The 22,717-nt window shown below is 65.0% G+C and carries 15 protein-coding genes; 13 read left to right on the top strand and 2 right to left on the bottom strand.

Annotated elements, in window-relative coordinates; genetic code table 11:
• Positions 1-47 precede the first annotated feature (47 nt).
• Positions 48-788 (top strand): ABC transporter ATP-binding protein, encoded by a 741-nt coding sequence (locus ACUJB0_RS10485; protein WP_444845172.1) that lies wholly within the window; start codon positions 48-50, stop codon positions 786-788.
• A complete protein-coding gene (locus tag ACUJB0_RS10480) occupies positions 785-3,160 on the top strand; it encodes a CPBP family intramembrane glutamic endopeptidase (RefSeq protein ID WP_444845171.1) in 2,376 nt (791 codons plus the stop codon). Before ACUJB0_RS10485 ends, ACUJB0_RS10480 begins: the two co-directional genes overlap by 4 nt.
• Before the next feature lie 13 nt (positions 3,161-3,173).
• Here ACUJB0_RS10480 and ACUJB0_RS10475 read toward each other — a convergent pair whose 3' ends face one another.
• Positions 3,174-3,983 carry an NAD-dependent epimerase/dehydratase family protein gene (locus tag ACUJB0_RS10475; protein WP_444845170.1) on the bottom strand — a complete coding sequence of 270 codons (810 nt, stop codon included), beginning with the start codon at positions 3,981-3,983 and terminating at the stop codon, positions 3,174-3,176.
• A 26-nt stretch (positions 3,984-4,009) separates the two neighbouring features.
• Positions 4,010-5,572 (bottom strand): galactarate dehydratase, encoded by a 1,563-nt coding sequence (gene garD / locus ACUJB0_RS10470; RefSeq protein ID WP_444845169.1) that lies wholly within the window; start codon positions 5,570-5,572, stop codon positions 4,010-4,012.
• A 273-nt stretch (positions 5,573-5,845) separates the two neighbouring features.
• Here garD and ACUJB0_RS10465 point away from each other — a divergent pair, with 273 nt between their 5' ends.
• The 11 genes from ACUJB0_RS10465 to ACUJB0_RS10415 all read left to right on the top strand — a co-directional run bounded on the left by ACUJB0_RS10465 (position 5,846) and on the right by ACUJB0_RS10415 (position 22,642).
• Positions 5,846-6,589: a FadR/GntR family transcriptional regulator gene (locus ACUJB0_RS10465; RefSeq protein WP_444845168.1), complete on the top strand. Its 744-nt coding sequence runs from the start codon at positions 5,846-5,848 to the stop codon at positions 6,587-6,589.
• Between the two features lie 213 nt (positions 6,590-6,802).
• Positions 6,803-9,526 carry a TonB-dependent receptor gene (locus ACUJB0_RS10460; protein ID WP_444845167.1) on the top strand — a complete coding sequence of 908 codons (2,724 nt, stop codon included), beginning with the start codon at positions 6,803-6,805 and terminating at the stop codon, positions 9,524-9,526.
• An 11-nt stretch (positions 9,527-9,537) separates the two neighbouring features.
• Positions 9,538-11,412 (top strand): glycoside hydrolase family 28 protein, encoded by a 1,875-nt coding sequence (locus ACUJB0_RS10455; protein ID WP_444845166.1) that lies wholly within the window; start codon positions 9,538-9,540, stop codon positions 11,410-11,412.
• A 57-nt stretch (positions 11,413-11,469) separates the two neighbouring features.
• Positions 11,470-12,261 (top strand): rhamnogalacturonan acetylesterase, encoded by a 792-nt coding sequence (locus ACUJB0_RS10450; protein WP_444845165.1) that lies wholly within the window; start codon positions 11,470-11,472, stop codon positions 12,259-12,261.
• A complete protein-coding gene (locus ACUJB0_RS10445) occupies positions 12,258-14,969 on the top strand; it encodes a pectinesterase family protein (RefSeq protein WP_444845164.1) in 2,712 nt (903 codons plus the stop codon). Before ACUJB0_RS10450 ends, ACUJB0_RS10445 begins: the two co-directional genes overlap by 4 nt.
• A 10-nt stretch (positions 14,970-14,979) precedes the next feature.
• Positions 14,980-16,824 carry a glycoside hydrolase family 28 protein gene (locus ACUJB0_RS10440; protein WP_444845163.1) on the top strand — a complete coding sequence of 615 codons (1,845 nt, stop codon included), beginning with the start codon at positions 14,980-14,982 and terminating at the stop codon, positions 16,822-16,824.
• Positions 16,825-17,086: 262 nt separating this feature from the next.
• Positions 17,087-17,740 carry a type I phosphoribosyltransferase gene (locus ACUJB0_RS10435; protein WP_444845162.1) on the top strand — a complete coding sequence of 218 codons (654 nt, stop codon included), beginning with the start codon at positions 17,087-17,089 and terminating at the stop codon, positions 17,738-17,740.
• A 28-nt stretch (positions 17,741-17,768) separates the two neighbouring features.
• Positions 17,769-19,058 carry a beta-barrel domain-containing protein gene (locus ACUJB0_RS10430; RefSeq protein WP_444845161.1) on the top strand — a complete coding sequence of 430 codons (1,290 nt, stop codon included), beginning with the start codon at positions 17,769-17,771 and terminating at the stop codon, positions 19,056-19,058.
• A 115-nt stretch (positions 19,059-19,173) separates the two neighbouring features.
• Positions 19,174-19,875 carry a hypothetical protein gene (locus tag ACUJB0_RS10425; RefSeq protein WP_444845160.1) on the top strand — a complete coding sequence of 234 codons (702 nt, stop codon included), beginning with the start codon at positions 19,174-19,176 and terminating at the stop codon, positions 19,873-19,875.
• A gap of 106 nt (positions 19,876-19,981) precedes the next feature.
• The gene (locus ACUJB0_RS10420; RefSeq protein ID WP_444845159.1) at positions 19,982-20,464 is read left to right on the top strand and encodes a hypothetical protein; all 483 of its coding nucleotides are present in this window, start codon (positions 19,982-19,984) and stop codon (positions 20,462-20,464) included.
• 57 nt (positions 20,465-20,521) lie between these two features.
• A complete protein-coding gene (locus tag ACUJB0_RS10415; RefSeq protein WP_444845158.1) occupies positions 20,522-22,642 on the top strand; it encodes a peptidase domain-containing ABC transporter in 2,121 nt (706 codons plus the stop codon).
• Positions 22,643-22,717: the final 75 nt, after the last annotated feature.

Here is a 22,717-nt window from a genome sequence, read left to right as displayed (position 1 = left end):
GCAATGCTATGATGAATAGAAAATCTCATAACATTGTCGAGGCAAACATGATCGAATTCAAGGGACTGTCCAAGGTCTACGGCGGCTTCAATGCCGTCAAACCCCTGAACCTGACCGTCAAGCGCGGCGAAGTATTCGGCTTCCTCGGCCCCAACGGCGCCGGCAAGACCACCACCATCCGCATGATGATGGGCATCCTGGTGCCGAGCGCCGGCCAGGTGCTGGTCGACGGCCTCGATTGCCACAGCGAGCCGGCCGAAGTCAAACGCCGCGTGGGCTACCTGCCCGACACCCCGATCTTCTACGACTACCTGCGCGGCCGCGAGATCCTGCAGTTCGTCGGCGAGATGCACGGCTATCCGCACGCCGAAGCGGTCGAGCGCAGCGCGCGCCTGCTAAGCGAATTCGGACTGGAGGAAGCGGGCGAGGACTACGCCGTCAACTACTCGCTGGGCATGAAGAAGCGCCTCGGCCTGGCCTGCGCGCTGATCCATGACCCGGCGGTGCTGATCCTCGATGAACCGATCAACGGCCTCGATCCGCGCGCCTCGCGCGACGTGCAGGAGCGGCTGCTGGCGGCCGCCGCGCGCGGCGTCACCATCTTCGTCTCCACCCACTTGCTGGACATGGCCGAAAAGCTGTGCGACCGCGTCGGCATCATCCACCACGGCCAGCTGGTGGCCACCGGCACGCTCGACGAAATCCGCGCCGAGGCCTCGGCCAGCGGCTCGCTGGAGGACGTGTTCCTGAAGATCACCGACGAAGCCGCGGCGGAGCGCGCGGAATGACGCATCCCGCAGCCCAGGCAGTGACGCCGGCGCGCGCCATCTGGCTGATGACGAAAATGCGCCTGACCCGCCAGCGCAACATGGTGGCCAATAACCTGTTCCGCAAATTCCGCAAGAAGAAACCGCGCGACGGCATCGCCGGCAAGAAGAGCGCCATGTGGGTGCTGACCGTGGTCATGGCGCTGTTCATGTCGTTCTCCTTTCTCAGCCTGTCGCGCAACGTGGTGCTGAACATGGACTGCCACCTGGTGGCCGACAGTGGCTGCCAGGTGGTCGACCATGACGGCGACCGCCACCAGGACCTGGAACGGGCCGCCACCCAGCTGCACAAGGCGCCGTTCCAGCCGGAGCTTACGCGCGGACTGACGATGGCCCTCACGCTGCTGTTCGCGCTTGCCGTCCTGCTCCCGCTGGGCAGCAAGGAGCTGGGGCAGCCCGACTGGGACCTGGAGTGGCTGGTGACCATGCCGGTCGAACGTCCCACGCTGTTGTGGGGACGCCTGCTGGAACGCAGCGCGTCCAACATCAGCGGCGTGTTCGCGCTGATGCCGCCGCTCGGCATCATCGGCTGGTACTCGGGCATGGGGTGGTTCTCCCCGCTGGCGGCGCTGGCGGCCTTGCTGGTGCTGCTGCCGCTGGCGGCGCTGCTGCATACCCTGGCCGACACCGGACTGCGTATGTGGCTGCCCGCGTCGCAGCTGCGCAACCTGCAGGCCATCACCGGCTTGTTCAGCATGCCCCTGATGTATTTCGTCATGGCGCTCGGCATGCCCGGCGCCAGCGGCTTCGTGCTGGAGTGGGCGCGCGCCTTCCCGGCGTGGGCCGGCTGGACGCCACCGGGACTGGTGCTGCAGGCGATGCAGGCATCCAGCCTGGCGCAGGCAGGCCTCGCCATCGCGCTGCTGCTGGCGCAAACCGCCGTGCTGCTGTGGGCCGGCGTGGCGCTGATGCAGTACCAGCTGCGCAACGGCGTGGTCAACTCCGGCGCGCGGGAAAGCGTGCGGCGCAAACCGCAGGTCGCGTCCAGCGGCGGCGGGCGGCTTTCGCGCGCGTTCACCCCGATCAAGCGCCGCGAGCTGCGGCTGCTGAGCCGTGACCGCAACTTCCTCTTCCAGACCTTGCTGCTCCCGGTGATTATCGTGGTCAGCCAGCTGGTCTTCAACGGCAAGCTGAATAGTTTCGCGGAGCTCGGCGAGCACCACACCGTCGCCGCCGCCATCGCCTTCGGCATCGGCGTCTACATGCTGATGCTGTCGGCCTTCCAGACCCTGAACAACGAAGGCCAGGTACTCTGGCTGCTGTACACGGTGCCGCGCTCGATCGAGAGCGTATTGAAGGAAAAGGCACAGCTGTGGGGCGTGCTGACCATGATCTACCCGCTGATCATCGTCGGCATCAGCGCCTGGTACACCAGGCACTTCGAATGGAGCATGCTGGCGCTCCTGCTGATCGTCTTCGCCGGCCTGCCGATCTACTCGCTGATCGCCGTCTCGCTGGGCGTATTCGCCTGCGACCCGCAAGCGGTCGACGTGCGCACGCGCGTGCGGCCCACCTACGTCTACCTGTACATGCTGCTGGCCAGCTTCTACACCTGGTCGATCTACAGCGATGTGTGGTCGCAAAAACTGGTGGTGATGGTGCTGGTCGCATCGCTGGCTCTGGCGCTGTGGCAAAAGGCGCGCGACGCCCTGCCCTACCTGCTGGATCCTGCCGCCGCGCCGCCGCCGCGCGTCTCCACCTCCGATGGCCTGATCGCCGCCACCGCGTTCTTCATCATGCAGGGATTGATAGCGTTGTTCATGATGAACGCCATGGAGATGCCCGCACTGCCAGCGGTGACGATAGCCTTCGCCGCATCAGGCCTGCTGGTCTACCTGCTGATACGCTTCATCTACTGGCGCAGCAAGACCGCCGGCGTGCCGGCCATCCTGCGCGGCGGCGACATGAAACTGACATTGGGCTATGGCGCGATGGCCGCCGTCGTCGCCTGCGCCGTGGGGCTGGCCTATCTGACCGGCTTGCAGCATTCGGCGCTGTGGGCGGACATCGCCAAACAGTCGACGGCATCGGCGCCGGTCGTCTCGCGCGGGTGGCTGCTGGCGTTGGCCGTGCTGGCCGCGCCGCTGTGCGAAGAGTTTATCTTCCGGGGCCTGATCTACGGCGGCTTGCGCCGCTCGATGTCCGCCATGCCGGCGATGGCGATGAGCGCCGCCATCTTCGCCGTGGTCCATCCGCCGATGTCGATGCTGCCGGTCTTTGTGCTCGGTCTGTGCGCGGCGTGGACCTATGAGCGCAGCAAAACCCTGCTCGGCCCGATGCTGGTGCACGCGGTGTACAACGCCGTGGTGCTGTGCTGGCAGTTCTGGATGTAGGCGCCGCCGAAAACTAGTCCTTGTACTGCGGGCCTGACATCAGGAAGCCCCCGCCCTGGTAGATCGTCGCCACGTCATCCTTCGGGGGATACACGCCGGTATCCGGGAAGCTGGCGGCGAAGCGCGTCGAGCTGTCCTTCGGCTTGAAGCCCAGGTGCGAGGCCTTGCTGTTGTCCCACCAGCTGCCCGGATTGGCCGAAGCGCCGAACAAAATCGTATGCCCCACGCGCGGCGTGAACAGCGAGCAGCGCAGCGACTCCACCAGATCGTCGTAGCTGAACCACGTCACCATCATGCGCGGATTGACCGGCTCCGGGAACGAGGAACCGATGCGCAGGCAAACCGTCTCGATGCCGGTGCGGTCGTAGTAGTAGCGCGACAGCGACTCGCCGAAGCACTTGCTCACGCCATACAGGCTGTCCGGCCGCATCGGGCTGTCGGCGTCGATGTAGTCGGTGGTCTTGTAGTAGCCGATGGTGTGGTTGGAGCTGGCGAACACCACGCGCTTGACGCCGTGCTTGTGCGCCGCCTCGTACAGGTTGTAGGTACCGGCGATGTTGGCCGCCATGATGTTCTCGAACGTGTTCTCGGTCGAGATGCCACCGAAGTGCAGCACCGCGTCCACGCCCTCCAGCAGCTTGAACACGGCGGCCTTGTCGGCCAGGTCGCACTGCACGATCTCCTCGCCCTCGCGCGCCGCGCCCATATCGCCGATGTCGGACAGGCGCACCACATCCGCCCATGGCTTGATGCGGTCGCGCAGGATTTTACCCAGGCCGCCGGCGGCGCCGGTCAGCAGCAATCGTTTGAATGGCTTGGTCATGTCTCAGTCTCTGTTTTGTAGTTTTATCAGGTCACCGGGGCCGGGTTGAACAGCACCAGTGCGTTATGCAGCTTCCATTTCTCCGCCCACGTACGGCGTCCGCTGGCGACATCGAGCAGCAGTTGGAACATCTCCCAGCCGACATCGGCGATGCTTGCCTCGCCGCTGGCGATGCGCCCGGCGTTGATGTCCATCAGGTCGTGCCAGCGCGCGGCCAGCTCGTTGCGCGTGGCGACTTTAATGACCGGCACTTCGGCCAGCCCGTATGGGGTGCCGCGGCCAGTGGTGAAGACGTGCAGGTTCATGCCGGCCGCCACCTGCAGCGTGCCGCAAATGAAATCGCTGGCCGGCGTGGCGGCGTAGATCAGGCCTTTCTGCGTCAGCTTCTCGCCCGGCGACAGCACGCCGGAGATCGGGCTGCTGCCGGATTTGACGATGGAGCCCATCGCCTTCTCGACGATGTTCGACAGCCCGCCCTTCTTGTTGCCCGGCGTGGTGTTGGCGCTGCGGTCCACGCCGCCGCGCTTGAGGTAACTGTCGTACCACTCCATCTCGCGTATCATCGCCTGCGCCACTTCCGGCGTCGACGCGCGCGAGGTCAGTTGATCGATCCCGTCGCGCACCTCGGTCACTTCGGAGAACATCACCGTGGCGCCAGCGCGCACCAGCAGATCGGTGGCATAGCCCACCGCCGGATTGGCGGTCACGCCGGAGAAGGCGTCGCTGCCGCCGCACTGCACGCCCACCACCAGCTCGGAGGCGGGCACGGTTTCGCGGCGGCGCTTGTCCAGCGCCGCCAGGTTGATCTCGGCCTGCTTCATGATCGACTCGATCATCGACATGAAGCCCACATGGCCCGCATCCTGCAAACAGACCAGCGCCGGCTCGGCGCCGCCGCCGTTCTGGATCGGAATCGAGCCTTTGGGGAACAGGCGCGCCGGCTGCAGCTTCTCGCAGCCGAGGCTCACCACCATGGCCTGCCCGCCGAAATTCGGATTGAGGCTGATATTGCGCAGCGTACGGATAGGCACCATAGCGCCCGGCGCATCGATCGCCACGCCGCAGCCGTAGGTGTGCTCCAGCCCCACCACGTCATCGACGTTGGGATACTTCGGCAGCAGCTCGTCCTTGATGCGCTTGACCGCGAACTCCACCACCCCCGCCACGCACTGCACGGTGGTGGTGATGGCCAGGATGTTGCGCGTGCCAACGCTGCCGTCCGGATTGCGGAAGCCTTCAAACGTATAGCCTTCCAGCGGTTCAGCCGGCGGCGGCAGGTTGGTCGATATCGGCAGATTCACCAGCTCGCGCGCCGGCGGCATCTCCACCTGCGGCTCGGCGACCCAGCTGCCTGCGGCGATATCGCAGGCGGCGTAGCCGATGGTGACGTTGTAGCGCCGCACCGGATCGCCCTTGGCGATGGCGCACAGCGCCACCTTGTGCCCCTGCGGCACGGCCTCCAGCAGCGCCAGGCCGTTGGCGAATACCGCGCCCGCCGGCAGCCCGCCGTCGTTGACGACAATGGCGACGTTATCGTTGTCGTGCATGAGGATGTAGCGTGGCGTACCCGCGCTGGTCGGTGTCGTCATTTGTCTTCCTTTTCCGGGCGCTGCGTCCCGGCGAACGTTGTTTTTTCGCGGTGTTTGGTGTGCTGCAAAGTGGTCAGGCCAGTTTCAGGCTGGCCGGCCAGGCGGGGTTTGTGGCCTGGGTGCCACAGGCGGGAATGGCTTGTTTGCGGGGCTACACCCCTGTAAACTCCGTCTTCCCGCGGCTGCATGACGATTTTAGTATGACAGCTAAAAATTAATTTGGCTAGTCCACATTGCATATTTGGTCTGACCACCTTAGAATGGCCTGACCAGATGGCAATATCAAAGCCACACTACGAAGACGAGACACAGATGCTGAAAAAGACTTCCGCTCCTGCCGACAGCAATGCCCACGAACCGCGCCTGTACCGCGTGGTGGCGGACCGCATCCAGCAGCTGATCCGCGATGAGCACATCGCGGGCGGCGAGCGGCTGCCGTCCGAGCGCGACCTCGCCACCAAGTTGAGCGTCAGCCGCGCCTCGCTGCGCGAAGCGCTGATCGCGCTGGAACTGGGCGGCGTGATCGAAGTGCGCGGCGGCTCCGGCGTCTACGTCAGCGAAGTGCCGGAACCGTCGGCGGCCGATCTGCCGGAAGCGGGTCCCGGCCCGTTCGAAGTGCTGTCCGCGCGCCGCCTGATCGAATCCGAGATCGCCGCCATCGCCGCGCGCGTCGCCACCGACGGCGCCATCGACGCCATCCTCAAGGCCGTCGTCGAGATGGAACAGAACCACCACCACTATTCAAGCAACGAGCAGGCCGACCGCAACTTCCACCTCGCCATCGCGCGCGCCACCGGCAACAGCGCGCTGGTCGGATCGCTGAACTACCTGTGGGACCAGCGCGGCCGCCTGTGGCACAAATTAAAAGAACACTTCCAGACCGAGGAACTGCGTCAGGAAACGCTGAAGGACCACCGCCGCATCCTGGAGGCGATCGCCTCCCACGATCCGGCGGCGGCGCGCAAGGCCATGCGCGCCCACCTCGAACGCGTGACCCGCACCTTCTCGCGCGGATGATAAAGAAGTAGCAGCACCGTAGTAGCGCAGGACCGGCCTCGATGCCGGTCCGCGAATAAAGCAATAAGTTATCGACCGTCTTGCGACCTACGGCCCGTGTCCATCACTGCGGCCCTCGTCTCAGCGGCACGGAGTACGCGAGGTGCTCCACTCACGTCCAGTGCTTGAACAGCACGGCGCATAACTTTATTCAAAAAGACGAAGGAGACTAGCATGAACACGTCCGATCACTCGGTCCAAAACCGTTACGCCCAACCCCGCCTGCTGCTGTCGGCCATCACCATCGCCGTGCTGACGCTGGCCAACCAGGCGTCCGCACAACAGAGCGGGGAACCGGCGATGACCCGCGTCGAAGTGACCGGCTCCAGCATCAAGCGCCTGGCCACCGAGGCATCGCTGCCGGTCAGCACCGTCAAGGCCGAGGACTTCATCAAGCAGGGCATCACCACGCTGGCCGACGTCATGATGTCGCTGCCGCAGTCCGCATCGCTGGCGCCATCCAATGCCGGCTCCGGCACCAACATCAACCTGCGCGGCCTGGGCGTGAATCGCACCCTGGTGCTGCTCAACGGCCGCCGCATGGCCAACGAGGCGATCGCCGACGGCTACGCCAACCTGGATGTGATTCCGATGAGCGCCCTGTCGCGCGTCGAGATCCTGCGTGACGGCGCCTCCTCGATCTATGGCTCGGACGCCATCGGCGGCGTGGTCAACTTCATCACCAAGACCTCGTTCGAAGGCCTGTCGCTGACCGGCCAGGAAGTCCAGCCGGAGAAGAACGGCGGCGGCGACGAGCAGCGCGCCAGCATCACCTGGGGCAAGGGCAATCTGGAGCGCGACGGCTGGAGCGTCTACGGCACCATCGATGCCCACCAGCGCACCCGCCTGGCCGCGCGCGACCGCGCCGACCTGAGCTCTGCCGCCCTGCTGACCTCCATCGGCCGCGCGCCGACGCTGGGCACCGGCGGCAACGCCACGCCGGCCAACTTCACCACCTCCACCAACAAGAACGCCCAGAACCCGTACGCCGCGAGCGGCTGCCTGGCGCCCTACTCCATCGTCGGCCAGAAGGGCACCTGCGTCCTCGACGCCAACGAATACGGCACCGCGCTGTACGCCAACCAGCAGGTCACGTTCTATGCCCGCGCCGCCAAGAAGCTGAGCGAAGACCATGTCATCAGCGTCGACTACTCGCGCGGCGAGGAATTCATCCTCGGCACCAAGAACCCGACCAACGCGCTGGCCGTCAACGGCGTGAGCGCCACGCTGCCCTCGACCAGCAAATGGTATCCGGGTAAAAGCGGCGGCGTGCCCGCCGTCGCTGGCCTGAACAACGCGCCGCTGACCCTCACCTGGGCCGTGGCCGATCTGGGCCTGGCCACCACCAAGGATGTGCAGCTGAACCAGCGCCTGTCCGTCATGGATGAAGGCACGCTGGCGGGCTGGGACTACAAGGCCGGCCTGGTGGTCGGCATTTCGCAGCGCGACAACTACTACCAATCCGGCTACGCGCGCGGCCAGGGCCTGCTGGACGGCCTGAAAAGCGGCGTGCTCAATCCCTTCGGCCTGCAGGACGCCGCAGGCCAGGCTTATCTCGACACCATCAAGGTCGACGGCGCCAAGAACCGCACCTCCAAGTCGACCTTCACCGGCGTCGACCTGACCGCCAGCCGCTCGCTGATGGAACTGGAAGGCGGCTCGATGGCGCTGGCCTTGGGCATGGACTTCCATCGCGACACCACCGAAGACACCAAGCTGCCGATCAGCGCCGACGTCACCTACGCCAGCGCCTCGCCAGCGCACGGCGAAGGCGCGCGCAACGTGGCCGCGCTGTTCGCCGAGTTGAATGTGCCGATCACCAAGACGCTGGAACTGAACGCCGCCGTGCGCGACGACCATTTCAGCGATTTCGGTAACACCATCAATCCGAAGATCAGCTTCCGCTACGAGCCGACCAAGCAGCTGATGTTCCGCGGCTCGGCCAACACCGGCTTCCGCGCACCGACGCTGTTCGACCGCTACGGCTACCGCCTGCCCGGCGCCACCGGCCTGACCGCCGCCAAGTGGGACGATCCGGTCCTCTGCCCCGGCGGCAAGCCAGGCGTGGCCGGCACCGGCACCGCGCTGCCAGGCCTGGTCTCATCGACCGTCTGCAACACCACGCTGCCAAAACAGACCGGCTCCAATCCTGACCTGGTGCCGGAAAAATCGAAGGGCTTCACGCTGGGCACCGTGTTCGAGCCGAACAAGTCGTCGATGGTGTCGATCGACTACTGGAACATCAAGATGACCGACATGCTGGCGAACTTGCCGGAGCAGGTCTACTTCCTGGATCCGGTCAAGTACGCGTCGTACTTCGTGCGTAAGACCGATGGCACCATCAACTACATCAAGAACACCACGATGAACCTGGGCGGCCAGAAGGCGGCCGGCGTCGACGTATCGGCTTCGTATGCCTTCCCGCATACCTCCTACGGCGACTTCAAGGTGGCGATCGACGGCACCTACCTGACCCAGTTCGACAACCAGCTCGATAACGGCAGCCCTTATGTGTCGAACATCGGCCAATTCGGCTTGGCCAGCAACGGCACCACCAGCAGCCTGCCCATCATCACCTTCCGCTGGAAGCACACGCTGAAGCTGAACTGGGCCGCCGGCAACTGGAACACCCAGCTGACCCAGAACTACAACTCCAAGTACACCGACCAGAACCTGGTGGCGCAGCAGTACTGGCGCAACATCAATTCGTACAAGGTATGGAACTGGACCACGACCTACAACGGCTTCAAGAACATCCAGGTCACGGCCGGCATCACCAACCTGTTCAACGTGAATCCGCCTGTGACCAACAGCAGCCTGTATAGCTTCGGTTACCTGAGCAGCGCTGCCAGCCCGATCGGCCGCGCCTACAACGTCCGCGCTACCTACACCTTCTGATGAGAGCACAGATGCATAAAGACGAACAGCAAGGCGGTGGCCTCGGCCGCCGGCGCTTCCTGCAGGCCTTGTCGGCGGCCGGCCTGACCGGCGCCGCCGGCCCGGCCGCGCTGGCGGCCGGCGCCAAGGCGGCCGATCCGTGGAAGGAGGCGCAAGCCATCATCGACCGCTTCAAGCAGCCGTTGAAGTTCCGCGACGAAGACTTCGTGGTGACGGCCTTCGGCGCCGCCACCTGCGAGGTGAAGCCGGTGACGGCGTGGACCTCGTTCACCGAATCGGACACGCTGCAAACCCCGGTGGCCGGTTCGCACGACTGCTACCCTGCGATCGCCAAGGCCATCGAGGCCTGCCACAAGGCCGGCGGCGGCCGCGTGGTGATCCCGGCCGGGAACTGGCTGTGCGCCGGCCCTATCGTGCTGCTGTCGAACGTGAACGTGCACCTGAAGGCGGGCGCCCACGTCTACTTCAGCAACAACCCGGCGGACTACGCCAAGTATGGCGCCTACGATTGCGGCAAGAACGGCAAGCTGTCGATCACGCGCTGGGAAGGTAACGACCTGCTGAACTACTCGTCGATGGTGTACGCGCACGGCCAGGACAACATCGCCCTGACCGGCGAGGACTGGACCAGCATCCTGGACGGCCAGGCCGGCGTGGCCTTCGACGGCGACCCGGATTGCTGGTGGTCGTGGAAGGGCCGCGAGAAACCGAATTGGGCCGGCGACATCGCCGCCGGCACCGGCAACTACGTCAAGCACACCAAGGGCAAGACCGAGGTGCACGTCAATCCGGCCAACCCGGTCTCGCTGCGCGAGATCGCGCCGCACCTGAGCGAGGCGGAAGCCGCGTTCATCCAGGGACCGAACGACAAGTGGCGCACCGACTCCTACTATCTGCGTTCGCTGGCGGAAGCCCGCGTGCCGGTGGAGAAGCGCATCTTCGGCATCGGCCACTACCTGCGGCCACACATGGTGCAGTTCATCAGCTGCACCAATGTGCTGTTCGAGGGCTACCAGACCACCAACACGCCGTTCTGGCAGCACAATCCGGTCAACTGCCACAACATGCATGTGAAGAAGGTCTACGCCAACAGCATGGGCCCGAACAGCGACGGCTTCGATCCCGAATCGTGCACCAAGGTGCTGATCGAGGACTGCCACTTCAACACCGGCGACGACTGCATCGCGATCGATTCGGGCAAGGGACCGGACATCCAGTTCGGCCCCGCCAAGGACATCGTGATCCAGAACTGCAAAATGCAGAGCGGCCATGGTGCGCTCACGCTGGGCAGCATCATGTCCGGGGGGATCGAGAACATCTACGCGCAGAACCTGGTGTTCGAGAACAGCAACTGGAAGACCGATCCGCTGAACATCGCGATCCGCCTCAAGACCAATATGAGCCGCGGCGGCTACCTGCGCAATATGCATGTGCGGAACGTGCATATCCCGAACGGCATCCGCACCACGCCGGCGTTCTATTCGACGCTGCCAGGTTCGCTGATCCCGACCAAGTCGGTGGCCACGTCGGCGGGCGGCATCATCACCATCGATTGCGGCTACGATCCGATCAACGACAACGTGCGCATCCGTCCGCCGAGCGTCAGCCATGTGCGGATCTCGAACGTCACCTGCGCCAACGTCGAGACCAAGGCGGGCAGCTACTCCTGCTACCAGGCCATCGTGATCCTGGGGCCGGTGGCGTCGGACTACAACGGTCCGGGCAAGCCGAAGGTGCTGCCGGTGTCCGACATCGAAATCAGCGACTGCGACCTGGGCACGCCGGTCAACACCGACAAGCCGATGTACCTGTACAACGTCAAGGGGCTGAAACTGAAGAACGTCAAGATCGGCGGCAAGGCTGTCAATCAAAGCTTCTCCGCCTGAGCCCAGGCGCCGGACCGCGATGCGGCCGGCGCCTTTTTTTTGTCCCGGATACCGAACATGAACTTCCACAGCCTTACCATCGCCGCCACCCTGATGCTGGCCGGCGCCAGCCAAGCAGCCGAAGCGCCGGCCAAGCCTGTCCGCGTGATCCTGGTCGGCGATTCGACCATGGCCAACAGCAGCGGTTACGGCGACGCCTTCTGCGCGCGCATCAACCGCGCCAATACCTGCCTCAATCTGGCCAAGGGCGGCCGCAGTTCCAGCAGCTTCCGCGCCGAAGGCCGCTGGGATGAGGTGGAGGGCCTGCTGCGCGGCTCCGCGGCCTATCGCGCCACTTATGTCCTGATCCAGTTCGGCCACAACGACCAGCCGGGCAAGCCTGGCCGTTCGACCGACCTGAAAACTGAATTCCCCGTCAACATGACGCGCTACGTGCAAGAGGTCAAGGCGCTGGGCGGCATCCCGGTGCTGGTCACGCCGCTGACGCGCCGCAGCTTCACCAACAAAGTCCTGGAAAACAACCTGCTGCCGTGGGCGGACGCGGTGCGCGCCATCGCCGCCACGCAGCACGTCGCCCTGCTGGACCTGAACGCCGACAGCTACGCCGCCGTGCAGGCGATGGGCGAGGACGAGGCGGATACGCTGGCCGTGGCGCCGCGTCCTGAAAAAATCACCGAGGCCGCGCTGGCCGCCGGCAAAGTGGAAGTGGCCGGCGCGGCCAAATCCGCGTTCGACCGCACACACGTTGGCGCCAAGGGCGCGGGCTACTTCTCGCGCATGGTGATGGAAGAGATGAAGCGCGCCTTGCCGGAGACTGCGGGCCAGTTCAAGCCGGAGAGCGAGCAATGACGAGGCAGTTGTCCCCGGCGGGCATCGCATTTCTGCTGGCCGCTTCCGGCGTCAGCACCGTCCACGCGCAGGATACGCGCAAGGTCGCGGAGCCGGTCGCCCCCACGGCCTGCGCGACCCTGACGGCCGCCGACGACGCCGCCGGCAAGGACGACACCGCCCGTATCCAGAGCGCCATCGACCAATGCGCGGCCGGGCAGGCGGTGCGCCTCTCCTCGCAAAACGAGAAGCACGGTTTCGTCGCCGGCCCGCTCGTGCTGCGCAACGGCGTCAGCCTGCTGATCGATGCGGCGACCACGCTGTACGCCAGCACCAACGCCAAATTGTTCGACCGGGGCGCCGGCACTTGCGGCACGGTGGACAAACTGGGTAAAGGCTGCAAGCCCTTCATCACCGCCGACAAGACCAAGGGCAGCGGCATCTTCGGCGAAGGCGCCGTTGATGGCCAGGGCGGCCACGTGGTCGACGGTCTCCGCGAATCGTGGTGGCAGCTGGCCCGCCGCGCGCAGAAGGAGGACGCCCGTCAGAACGTGCCGCGCCTGATCGAAGTCAATGGCTCGCAGGACTTCACGCTGCATAAGATCACCTTGCGCAATTCGCCCAACTTCCACGTCACGCTGAACAACGTGGACGGCTTTACCGCGTGGCATATGCGCATCGATACGCCGGCGACCGCGCGCAACACCGACGGCATCGATCCTATCTCGTCACGCAACATCACCATCGCCTACAGCCATATCCGCACCGGCGACGACAACGTCGCCATCAAGGCCGGCGGCAATGGGCCGACGGAGAACATCTCCGTCCTGCACAACCATTTCTACAGCGGCCATGGCATGTCCATCGGCAGCGAGACCAATGGCGGCGTACACGGCGTGCTGGTCGAGGACCTGAGCATGGACGGCACGACGTCCGGCCTGCGCATCAAGAGCGACGTGTCGCGCGGCGGCGTGGTGGACCAGGTCAGCTACCGGAACATCTGCCTGCGCGACGTGAAGACTCCAATCGACATCAGCACGCACTACAATCCAAAGGCCGAGGGCTCGCAGATTCCGGTCTACACCAGCATCGCCTTCGACGGCGTGCATAGCGTGACGCCGGGCCGCGTGATCATGCAAGGCTACGACGCGCAGCATCCGCTGCAGGCCACGCTGCGCGATGTCGGCATCGCCGGCAACGCCGACCGGCGGATCGAATTCGTGGAGCTCAGGGGCGAAATCGCCGCCGCTCCGGCAGCCGCCTGCGCCGATCGCTTTACCGCCTTCCCGGCCTTCCCTGCCGCCATGACGGCCAATGCGGCCGCCGCGACCACAGGGGCCGCAGCGGTGGCGGCAACCGCCAAGACGGCCTCAACACCGGCAACGGCCACCACCCGGCCGCAGCTCAGCGTCGAACAATCCAGGCAGTACGCGTACACCGAAGTGCTGAAGTACGTCGGCGCCGCCGGCAAGGAAACCATCGACCCGTGGGACCCATTGGCGGACCCGCTGGCAAAAGGCGCAGCCTTCACTCCCGACTACATCGTCGACAAGGCCGTCAAAGCCGACGGCGTCAAACTTTTCCACACCGTGCAGGAAGCCGTCAGCCGCGCGGTCGCCGACAGCAAGGACCATCCTGCCAAACGGCTTTACATGCTGCTCAAGCCCGGGACCTACACGGAGCTGGTCTACATCCCCGCCTCCGCCGCGCCGATCACGATGTACGGCGAAGGCAAGGACGCAAGCGCAACAAAAATCACCGCCAAACTAGACGCCTCCAACACCGGCGCCGACTACGCCCGCCAGTACGACGCGCAATTCGCCAAGGCCGCGCCGGCGGTGCAGGTCATGTACGCAACCATCAAGGACCGCGCGCAGATCGGCACCTTCGGCACCGCCACCGTCTGGGTTCAGGACAACGGCTTCCAGGCCCGCAACCTGACCTTCGAAAACGGCTACAACAAGGACACCGGCAACGCCCGCGCCGAAGCGCTCCCGAACATCAACAACATCCACCACCAGGCGCTGGCGCTGCAAGTGGACGGCGCCGACAAGGCGCAATTCGAAAACATTCGCCTGATCGGATTCCAGGACACGCTGTACCTGAAGTCACCACAGGTCGCGACCACATCGCGCAGCTTCTTCAACCACTCCTACATCGAAGGCGACGTCGATTTCATCTTCGGCGACAGCACCGCCTACTTCCACCAGACCGAAATCAGATCGCTGGGCGACCGTGGCCTTTCCTACGCCGCCGCGCCGGACACGCACGTCAAAACCCGCTATGGCTTCGTCTTCGACAACTGCCGCTTCACGAGCGATGCCTCGTCCAATGCACACAACGGCGCGTTCTACCTGTTGCGCCAGTGGTTCCACAACTCGCGCTGCACGCCCTACGACAAAGTCCCCGTCGACGGCTACGCCTGCACCTTCGGCCCAAGCAACGGCTACCAGGCACCGAAAGGCACCATCGCCAGGAACTCGCTGGAAGCGGTCGGCAAAATGGTGGTCATGAATTCGCGCATCGGCGCGCACATCAACCGCACGTCGCCGTGGTCGGACTGGAACAAGAAAGGGACGCTGGCCTACCGCCCGGTCCAATACAACTCCGACGACCATTGGAACAACCTGGTCAAAGCCGGCATCGATCCCGTCACGGATCTCGGCTACACCGCAAAACCATCGCCGGCGGAGATCTTCCTCGGTGAATTCAACAATTCGGACGAATAGGAATCACCGCATGACCATCAACACCCAGCGCCGCAAGCTGATGAAAGCCCTGCCCGCCGCCGCCGGCCTGTCGCTCGGCGTGACTGCGCGCGCCGCCACCGCGCCCGATCCGTGGCTGCAGGCGCAGGCCATCATCGACCGCGTCTCCAAGCCACTCACCTTCCGCAAGCAGGACTACCCCATCACCGCCCACGGCGCGCGGACCTGCAAGCTGGCCAAGGTCAAAGCCTGGATCTCGTTCGAAGAACAGGACACCGTCGACACCCCGGCCACCGGATCGCACGATTGCTATGCCGCCTTCAAAGCCGCCATCATCGCCTGCCATAACGCGGGCGGCGGGCGCGTGCTGGTCCCCGCCGGGAACTGGTACTGCGCCGGCCCGATCGTGCTGCGCTCGAACGTCAACCTGCACCTGAGCGCGGGCGCCCACATCTACTTCAGCAACAACCCTGCGGACTACGCCAAGTACGGCGACATCGATTGCGGCAAGCAGGGCAAGCTCTCGATCTCGCGCTGGCAGAGCAACGACTGCCTGAACTTCTCGTCGATGATCTACGCCTACGGCCAGGACAACATCGCCCTGACCGGCGACGACTGGACCAGCACCCTGAACGGCCAGGGCGGCGTACCGTTCAACGAACAAGGCGACTGCTGGTGGACCTGGAAGGGCAAACTCAAAACGCTGAACGCGGTGGCGCAAGGCTCGACGCCCAATTTCACCAAAGGGAAAATGTCGGAGAACACCGAGAACCCGATGAACGCCGAATCGCTGTCCGCCATCGCGCCGCAGCTCACCGAAACTGAACGCCTGCTGATACAAGGCGAAGGCGCCCGCTGGCGCGCGGACGCGCAATACCTGCCGGCGCTGTCGGAAGCGGGCGTGCCGCTGTCGCGCCGCGTGTTCGGCCTGGGCCACTATCTGCGGCCGCCGATGATACAGCTGATCGGCTGCACCAACGTGCTGCTGCAGGGTTACCACGTCACGCACACACCGTTCTGGCAGCACCACCCTGTCCACTGCCGTAATATCGTCATCCGCAAGGTGCATTGCGAAAGCCTGGGCCCCAATAGCGACGGCTTCGACCCCGAGGCCTGCGACCATGTGCTGATCGACGGCTGCACCTTCGACACCGGCGACGACTGCATCGCCATCAAGGCCGGCAAGGATCTCGATACACAGTATGGGCCGTCGCAGAACATCGTGATCCAGAACTGCACCATGCAGAGCGGCCATGGCGCCGTCACGCTGGGCAGCGAAATGGCGGGCGGCATCCAGAACGTGTACGCGCAAAAGCTGGTTTTCCAGAACATCAACTGGGCCACCAATCCGCTCAACACCGCGATCCGTCTGAAGACCAATCTCAATCGCGGCGGCTACCTGCGCAATTTCTACGTGCGCGACATCTCAATACCGAACGGCGTGCAGACCAGCCCTTCGTTCTACGCATCGCTGCCAGGATCGCCGATCCAATCGAAGACTGTCGCCACGGCGGCCGGCGCCATCGTCACCTTCGATTGCGACTACACGCCGATCAGCGACAACGTCCGCACACGGCCGCCGATGGTCAGCAACGTCCACATCTCCAACGTGAAGGTCGGCGATGTGAAAACCAAGGATGGCAAGGTAGTCTCGTGCTACCAGGCGATCGTGATACTCGGCCCGGTGGCCTCGGACTACAACGGGCCGCTGCCGATGCCCGCCATCGTTCCCGTCACCGGCGTCACCATCTCCGACTGCGACTTCGGCACGCCGGCCAACATGGAGCAGCCCTGGTACCTCTACAACGTGCAGGGCCTGAAGCTGGACAACGTCACCATCGGCGGCAAGATCCACAACACCACCCTGTCCGCCTGACCTGCAATCCGCATGCACCGCCCCGCCGGCACCGCCCGGTGCGGGCGGCATCGCCATTTGCCGCGCGCGCGTGCATGCGTGCGTGCGTGCGTCGCGTGTACGCCCAATCCATCTCCTCGTCAATCGAATCCCCAACCGTGCCATTACCAAACCGTAATCATTTATTTATTGACCACATAAGCGGCAAAAAAATAGAATAAATTCATTGCAATAAATGCATCGAAATAATTCGGCGCGGTAACTCTACCTGAGGGGAATGGCTATGTCGCAAGCAGAACAAACCGAAATCGAAGTGCTCCGCAATAAAATCAACGACCACTGCATCTTCCGCGTTCCACACAAATCAAAGGAACTGCCGGCCATGAACGGCGGCGGCTTCTACACCTGGCAGTTCTATTTGCGAACCGCCCTGCTCGACGCCCGCAGCCTGGCCACCATCAGCCGCGACTTCTGGAATCGCTACGAGACGGTCTACGCCAACCAGCCGTTTCAGATCGCCGGCGTGGAATCGGCTGCGGTGCCGATCATCACGGCGCTGGTGTGCTCCGGCGCGGAGCGCGGCATCACGCTCAACGCCTTCACCATCCGCAAGGACCGCAAGGAGTACGGCCGCCGCAACCTGATCGAGGGCGCGCCCAACGATCTGCCGGTGCTGTTCGTCGACGACCTGACCTCGCCCCAGCACAACGCCTTCTGGCACGGCGTGTACGCGATCGGCATGCACGGCCTGGTGCTGGCGGAAGATGCCTACGTGTTGGTGCGCAAGCAGGAGCGCGCCGTGTCCGCATTTATCGAAACCTCCATCGGCACGGTCCAGGTGCAAAGCCTCTTCACGCTCGACGATTTCGAGCTTGAGCAGGCCGACTATGCCGCCGCGCGCCGCGCCGCCACCATCGCCCCGGCGCTCGCCGCCTGACCCTCCACGTCCCGGCAAGGAGACGGCCATGCCCGATGATCGCGCACCGACCGTGGCGCAAGCATCCCTGCTGCGTCCCGAGGCGCTGGCGGAAGCGCGTTCGCGCCTTGGCGCGCCGGTCAAGCTGCTGGGCGTCTCCGGCTGGGCGCTGACGCTGTTCTTCCTGGTCCTGCTGGTCGCGGCGGCGGTCTTCGCCTGCACCACGCATTACGCGCACAAGGAAAACGTGTACGGCCAGGTCACGCCGATGGAAGGCAGCCTGCGCGTCATCGCAGGCCGCAGCGGCATCGCCCAGCAGGTCCTGGTGCACGAAGGCCAGCAGGTGGTGGCCGGCCAGGAGCTGATCGGCATCTCGTCGGCCCCCCGGCTGCAGGTCGGCGGCACGTTGAGCGAGAACTTGCGCCACACCCAGGACAGCCAGTTGCGCGCCCAACGCCAGCAGGCGCTGGCCCACCTCGACCAGCTGCAACGGCAGCTCGATGAAGTCGAGGAGCGCCGCCGCAGCGTGGCGGTCGATATCGTCAAGCTGCAAGAGGCACGCCGTCTGCAGGAGTCGCGCATCCAGATCCAGGAGCAGGCGGTGAGCGCCGCGCATACGCTGTCCGCGCAAGGCATGCTGTCGCCGCTGGCGACACGCAGCCGCGACGACGACCTGATCGCCGCCCGCCAGACGCTGGCCGCGCTGGACCGCGAGGCGGAGCAGCAGAAAAGCCTGCTGGTGCAGCTGGCGGCGCAGGCCGCGCGGCTGAACGCCGAGTCGCGCATGGCGCGTTCGGAAACCGAGAACGCCGAAGCGCAAACAGCCGAGCGCCAGATGATGTCCGAAGCCACCTACGCCGACCATCTGACCGCTCCGACCGACGGCATCGTCACGGCGCTGCAGGCGCGCGCCGGCGCACCGGTCACCGCCAACGAGACGCTGGCGATCATCATCCCGAAAGGGCACGATCCGCGCCAGGCGCCGCTGGAGGTGGAGCTGTGGGCGCCGTCGCGCGCGATCGGCATGCTCAAGCAGGGCGCCCGCGTGCACCTGATGTACGACGCCTTCCCCTACCAGACTTTCGGCATCTCGCACGGCGTGGTGCGCGATATCGCCAGCGCGCCGCTGATGCCCAACGAATTGCCGGTGCCGATAGAAACCAAGGAGCAGGTGTTCCGCATCCGCGTGGCGCTGGACCGCACGACGTTGAACGCTTACGGCCGCAATTGGCCGCTGACACCCGGCATGCGCCTCAGCGCGGACCTGATCCTGGAGGAGCGCACGCTGCTCGAATGGCTGCTCGATCCGCTGCGCGCCAACAAGCAGCGCGGCGGCTGAAGCCCACCCTATCTGGTAACGGACGAATCGCTCGTCCGCTGTTGGATCCCTGTCCCTTGAGCGCTCACTGGACGGGAGTGCATCACGATTTTCTATCAACCCAATCGGAGTAAACATGCGAGTTTTGAACGACGAGGAAATGACCGCCATCGCTGGCGGCCAAGCGCACTCGGTTGCGGCCCACACTGGCGCGCCGGTCAAGGTGAAATCGAAAACCAAGCCACATCCTGGCGTGCACGCGCTGGAAGAAGAAGATCCTGAAGAACCGGGCGATGGCGGCGGCGGTGGCGACGGCGGTGGCGGGGATGGCGGTGGTGGAGACGGCGGTGGCGATGGTGGCGGCGATGGCGGCGGCGACGGCGGCAGCGATAGCGGCGGTGAACACGACAGCGGTGACAGCGGCTCCGAAGGCGGCGACGATCCGGTCGATCCGAACGCCAGCGGCGAAACCGACGGCTCGTCCACCGACGGCAATACCGCGGCGGCGCAGAACGGCATCGACGTCAAGCCCGGCGCCGACATCACCAATCTGAACTCGAAGATCACCGACAAGTTCGGCGACATCAAAGACGCATTTGCCAACCACACCGACAACACGCCGGTGATCACCTCCGGCAATGACTCGACGCACATGGAAGGCTCGCTGCACTACACCGACAACGCGATCGATATGCGCGCCAATAACATCACGGCCGCGCAGGCCAACGCCATCGTCGCCGACTTGAAGTCGTCGCTGGGCAGCAGCTTCTTCGTGCAGTATGAAACGTTCAGCAATTCGTCGAACAATCATATTCACATCCAGTACAACGGCCACTAAGCCGGCCGCCAAGCTGTAGAGATAACGGCGGTGTGCTTCACCATTCAATCAGCGCGAGCGCCGGCTGCCGCCGTGCGGCGCTCGCCACAACGTATCGAGGTAGCCCATGTATAAATTGACGCAACACCTGAAACGCGCCGGCCTGGCGGTAAGCCTGATGCTGTCCCTGACGTCCGCCGGCCACGCGCTGGCCAACGAGGCTGTCGCCAAACAGCTGCCGCAGGGATGGACGCCGCTGGCGCCGGACGCGGGCCTGACGCTGTCCGGAAAATTCCAGCAGCAGGCTAACACCGACACCGCGATCGTGGTGCAGAACGGCCAGGGCGGCGCCTACGGCCTGGCCGTGGTGCCGGGTGCGGCGGCCGACGGCGCCGCCAGCATCGTCAAGACCTTCAAGGATATCAAGGCCAATCCGCCGCGCCTGTCGCTGGTCAAGCCGGGCAGCTACCAGCCTGTGTGCCACAGCGGCGAAAGCTGCGCGCCGCTCAGCATCGCCAACGAATCGATCGGCTTGTGCTTCGGTGAAGCCAGCTGCGAAATCATCTACTACGCCAACGGCGCTTACCACGAGGTCTACGTCACGGACTAATCCCGCCCGCGGCCTGGCGCCGCGGCGTCCCGTTTCAACCAGCACAGGAAGCGACGCATGTATCAGGCATTTCAATCCGAATCCACCGAGTGCGGGCTGGCGTGCATCGCCATCGCACTCGACATCTACGGCGCGCCGGTGGACTTGGCGGAATTGCGGCGCAAGCACCATGTGTCCTCGCGCGGTCTGACGCTCAAGGAGGTGGTCGACATCGCCGCCGCCAATGGCCTGGTCGGACGCGCCGTGCGCTGCGACCTGGACGAGCTGCGCGAACTGCGCTGCCCGGCCATCCTGCATTGGGGCCTGCATCACTACGTGGTGCTGGAGCGTGTCAAGGGCAAGACGGTGCGCATCAGCGATCCCGCCAGCGGCCGCAGCGACCTGGGGATGGACGAGGTGTCGCGCTTCTTCACCGGCGTGGCGCTGGAGCTGGCGCCGGCGCCCGGCTTCCGGCGCCGGCGGCAAAAGAGTCCGCTCAGCCTGTGGTCCTGGTTCCGCCTGGAGCCGGCCATGTATGGCAGCCTGCTGCAGATCCTGCTGCTGTCGCTGCTGCTGCAGGTGTACGTGGTGGCCAGCCCGTTCTACATGCAGCTGGCGATCGACCAGGCCGCGCTCAAGGGCGACCATGGCCTGCTGATGTCGCTGGCGCTGGGCTTTGGCTTGTTTGGCCTGTTCAACGTCTGCGCCGAGGGCTTGCGCGGCGTGGTCACGCTGCGCCTGTCCGCGCTGCTGAACTGGGACATGACGCTGCGCCTGTTCCGCCACATGGTGCGCCTGCCGCTGCCCTGGTTCCAGCGCCGCAAGCTGGCCGACGTGCTGTCGCGCTTCGACGCGATCACACCGGTGCGCGAGCTGATCTCCGGCACGCTGGTGGCAACGGCGGTCGACGGCTTGCTGGCCGTGGTCACGCTGGTGATGATGTACGTGCTGGCGCCGCGCCTGGCCAACGTGGTGCTGGCCGCGCTGGTGCTGTACATGGCGCTGCGCATGGCGATGCTGCCGATCAGTATCCGGCTGGGCATGGAAGCGCTGGGCGCGCGCATCGCCGAAAGCGGCAAGCGGATCGAAACCGTGCGCGCCATCCAGACGCTGAAGGTGATGGGCGCGGAGAACACCCGCGAAGGCGACTGGGCCAACAAGTTCGCCGCCACCATCAAGCGCGAACAGTCGGTCAATGTCGCCAACCTGTCGTTCACGTCCATCCATGGCCTGCTCGACGCCAGCGTCAACGTGATCCTGGTCTACATGGGCGCGCGGGCCGTCATGGATTCCAGCATGACGGTCGGGCTGCTGTATGCCTTCATGGCCTACCACACCCAGTTCTCCAACCGCGCCAGCGCCTTGTTCGACCAGATCATCCACTGGCGCCTGACCGATATGTATTCCTACCGGCTGGCCGACATCGTGCTCACGCCGAAGGAGGACCGCATCGACGAGATCAGCGTGGCGCAGCCGCATATCCAGGGCGCGCTGGAATTCAACGGCATCGGTTTCGCCTACGCGCCGCAGGAACCGCCGATACTGCGCGATGTATCGTTCGTCATCGAGCCGGGCGAGTTCGTCGCCATCGTCGGGCCTTCGGGCGCGGGCAAGTCCACGCTGCTCAAGGTGCTGTGCGGGCTGTATCCCGCCAGCGCCGGTCAGGTGCTGCTGGACGGCCGCTCGCTCGAATCGTGGGGACCCAAGGCCACCCGGCGCGCGCTCGGTGTCGTCATGCAGGACGATGAGCTGCTGGCCGGGACCATCGCCGAAAACGTCGCCTTCTTCGACGAGCAGATCGACATTCACCGGGTCTGGACCTGCCTGGAGCAGGCGGCGATCGCGCAGGACATCCTGAAGATGCCGATGCGGGTCGAGACCTTCATCGGCGAAATGGGCGCGACGCTTTCGGGCGGCCAGAAGCAGCGCATCCTGCTGGCGCGGGCGCTGTACCGCGAGCCGCGCATCCTGGTTCTGGACGAGGCGACCTCGCACCTGGACATGCGGCGCGAGTCCGAGATCAACGCGGCGCTGAAGGCGTTGACGATCACGCGGGTGATTGTGGCGCATCGCAGCGAGACCATCGCGGCGGCCGACCGCATCATCACCATCGACCGCGGCACGGTGGTGTGCGACCACCGCAATCCGGCGCGGCAGCTGGTGGAGCTGGCCGGCGACGAGGCGCCGCCGCCTGCATGACCGGCGCCGTGGTATCGGCGCAACCGGCCATTCGCGGCGGGCGCATTCGCCTATACTGGTGCGAGTTCAACGTCC

The organism is Duganella caerulea (assembly GCF_040362985.1).
Classification (GTDB): Bacteria; Pseudomonadota; Gammaproteobacteria; order Burkholderiales; family Burkholderiaceae_D; genus Rugamonas; species Rugamonas vulcania.
The sequence above is the reverse complement of the archived record's forward strand: the minus strand, read 5'-3'. Positions and strand labels throughout refer to the sequence as shown.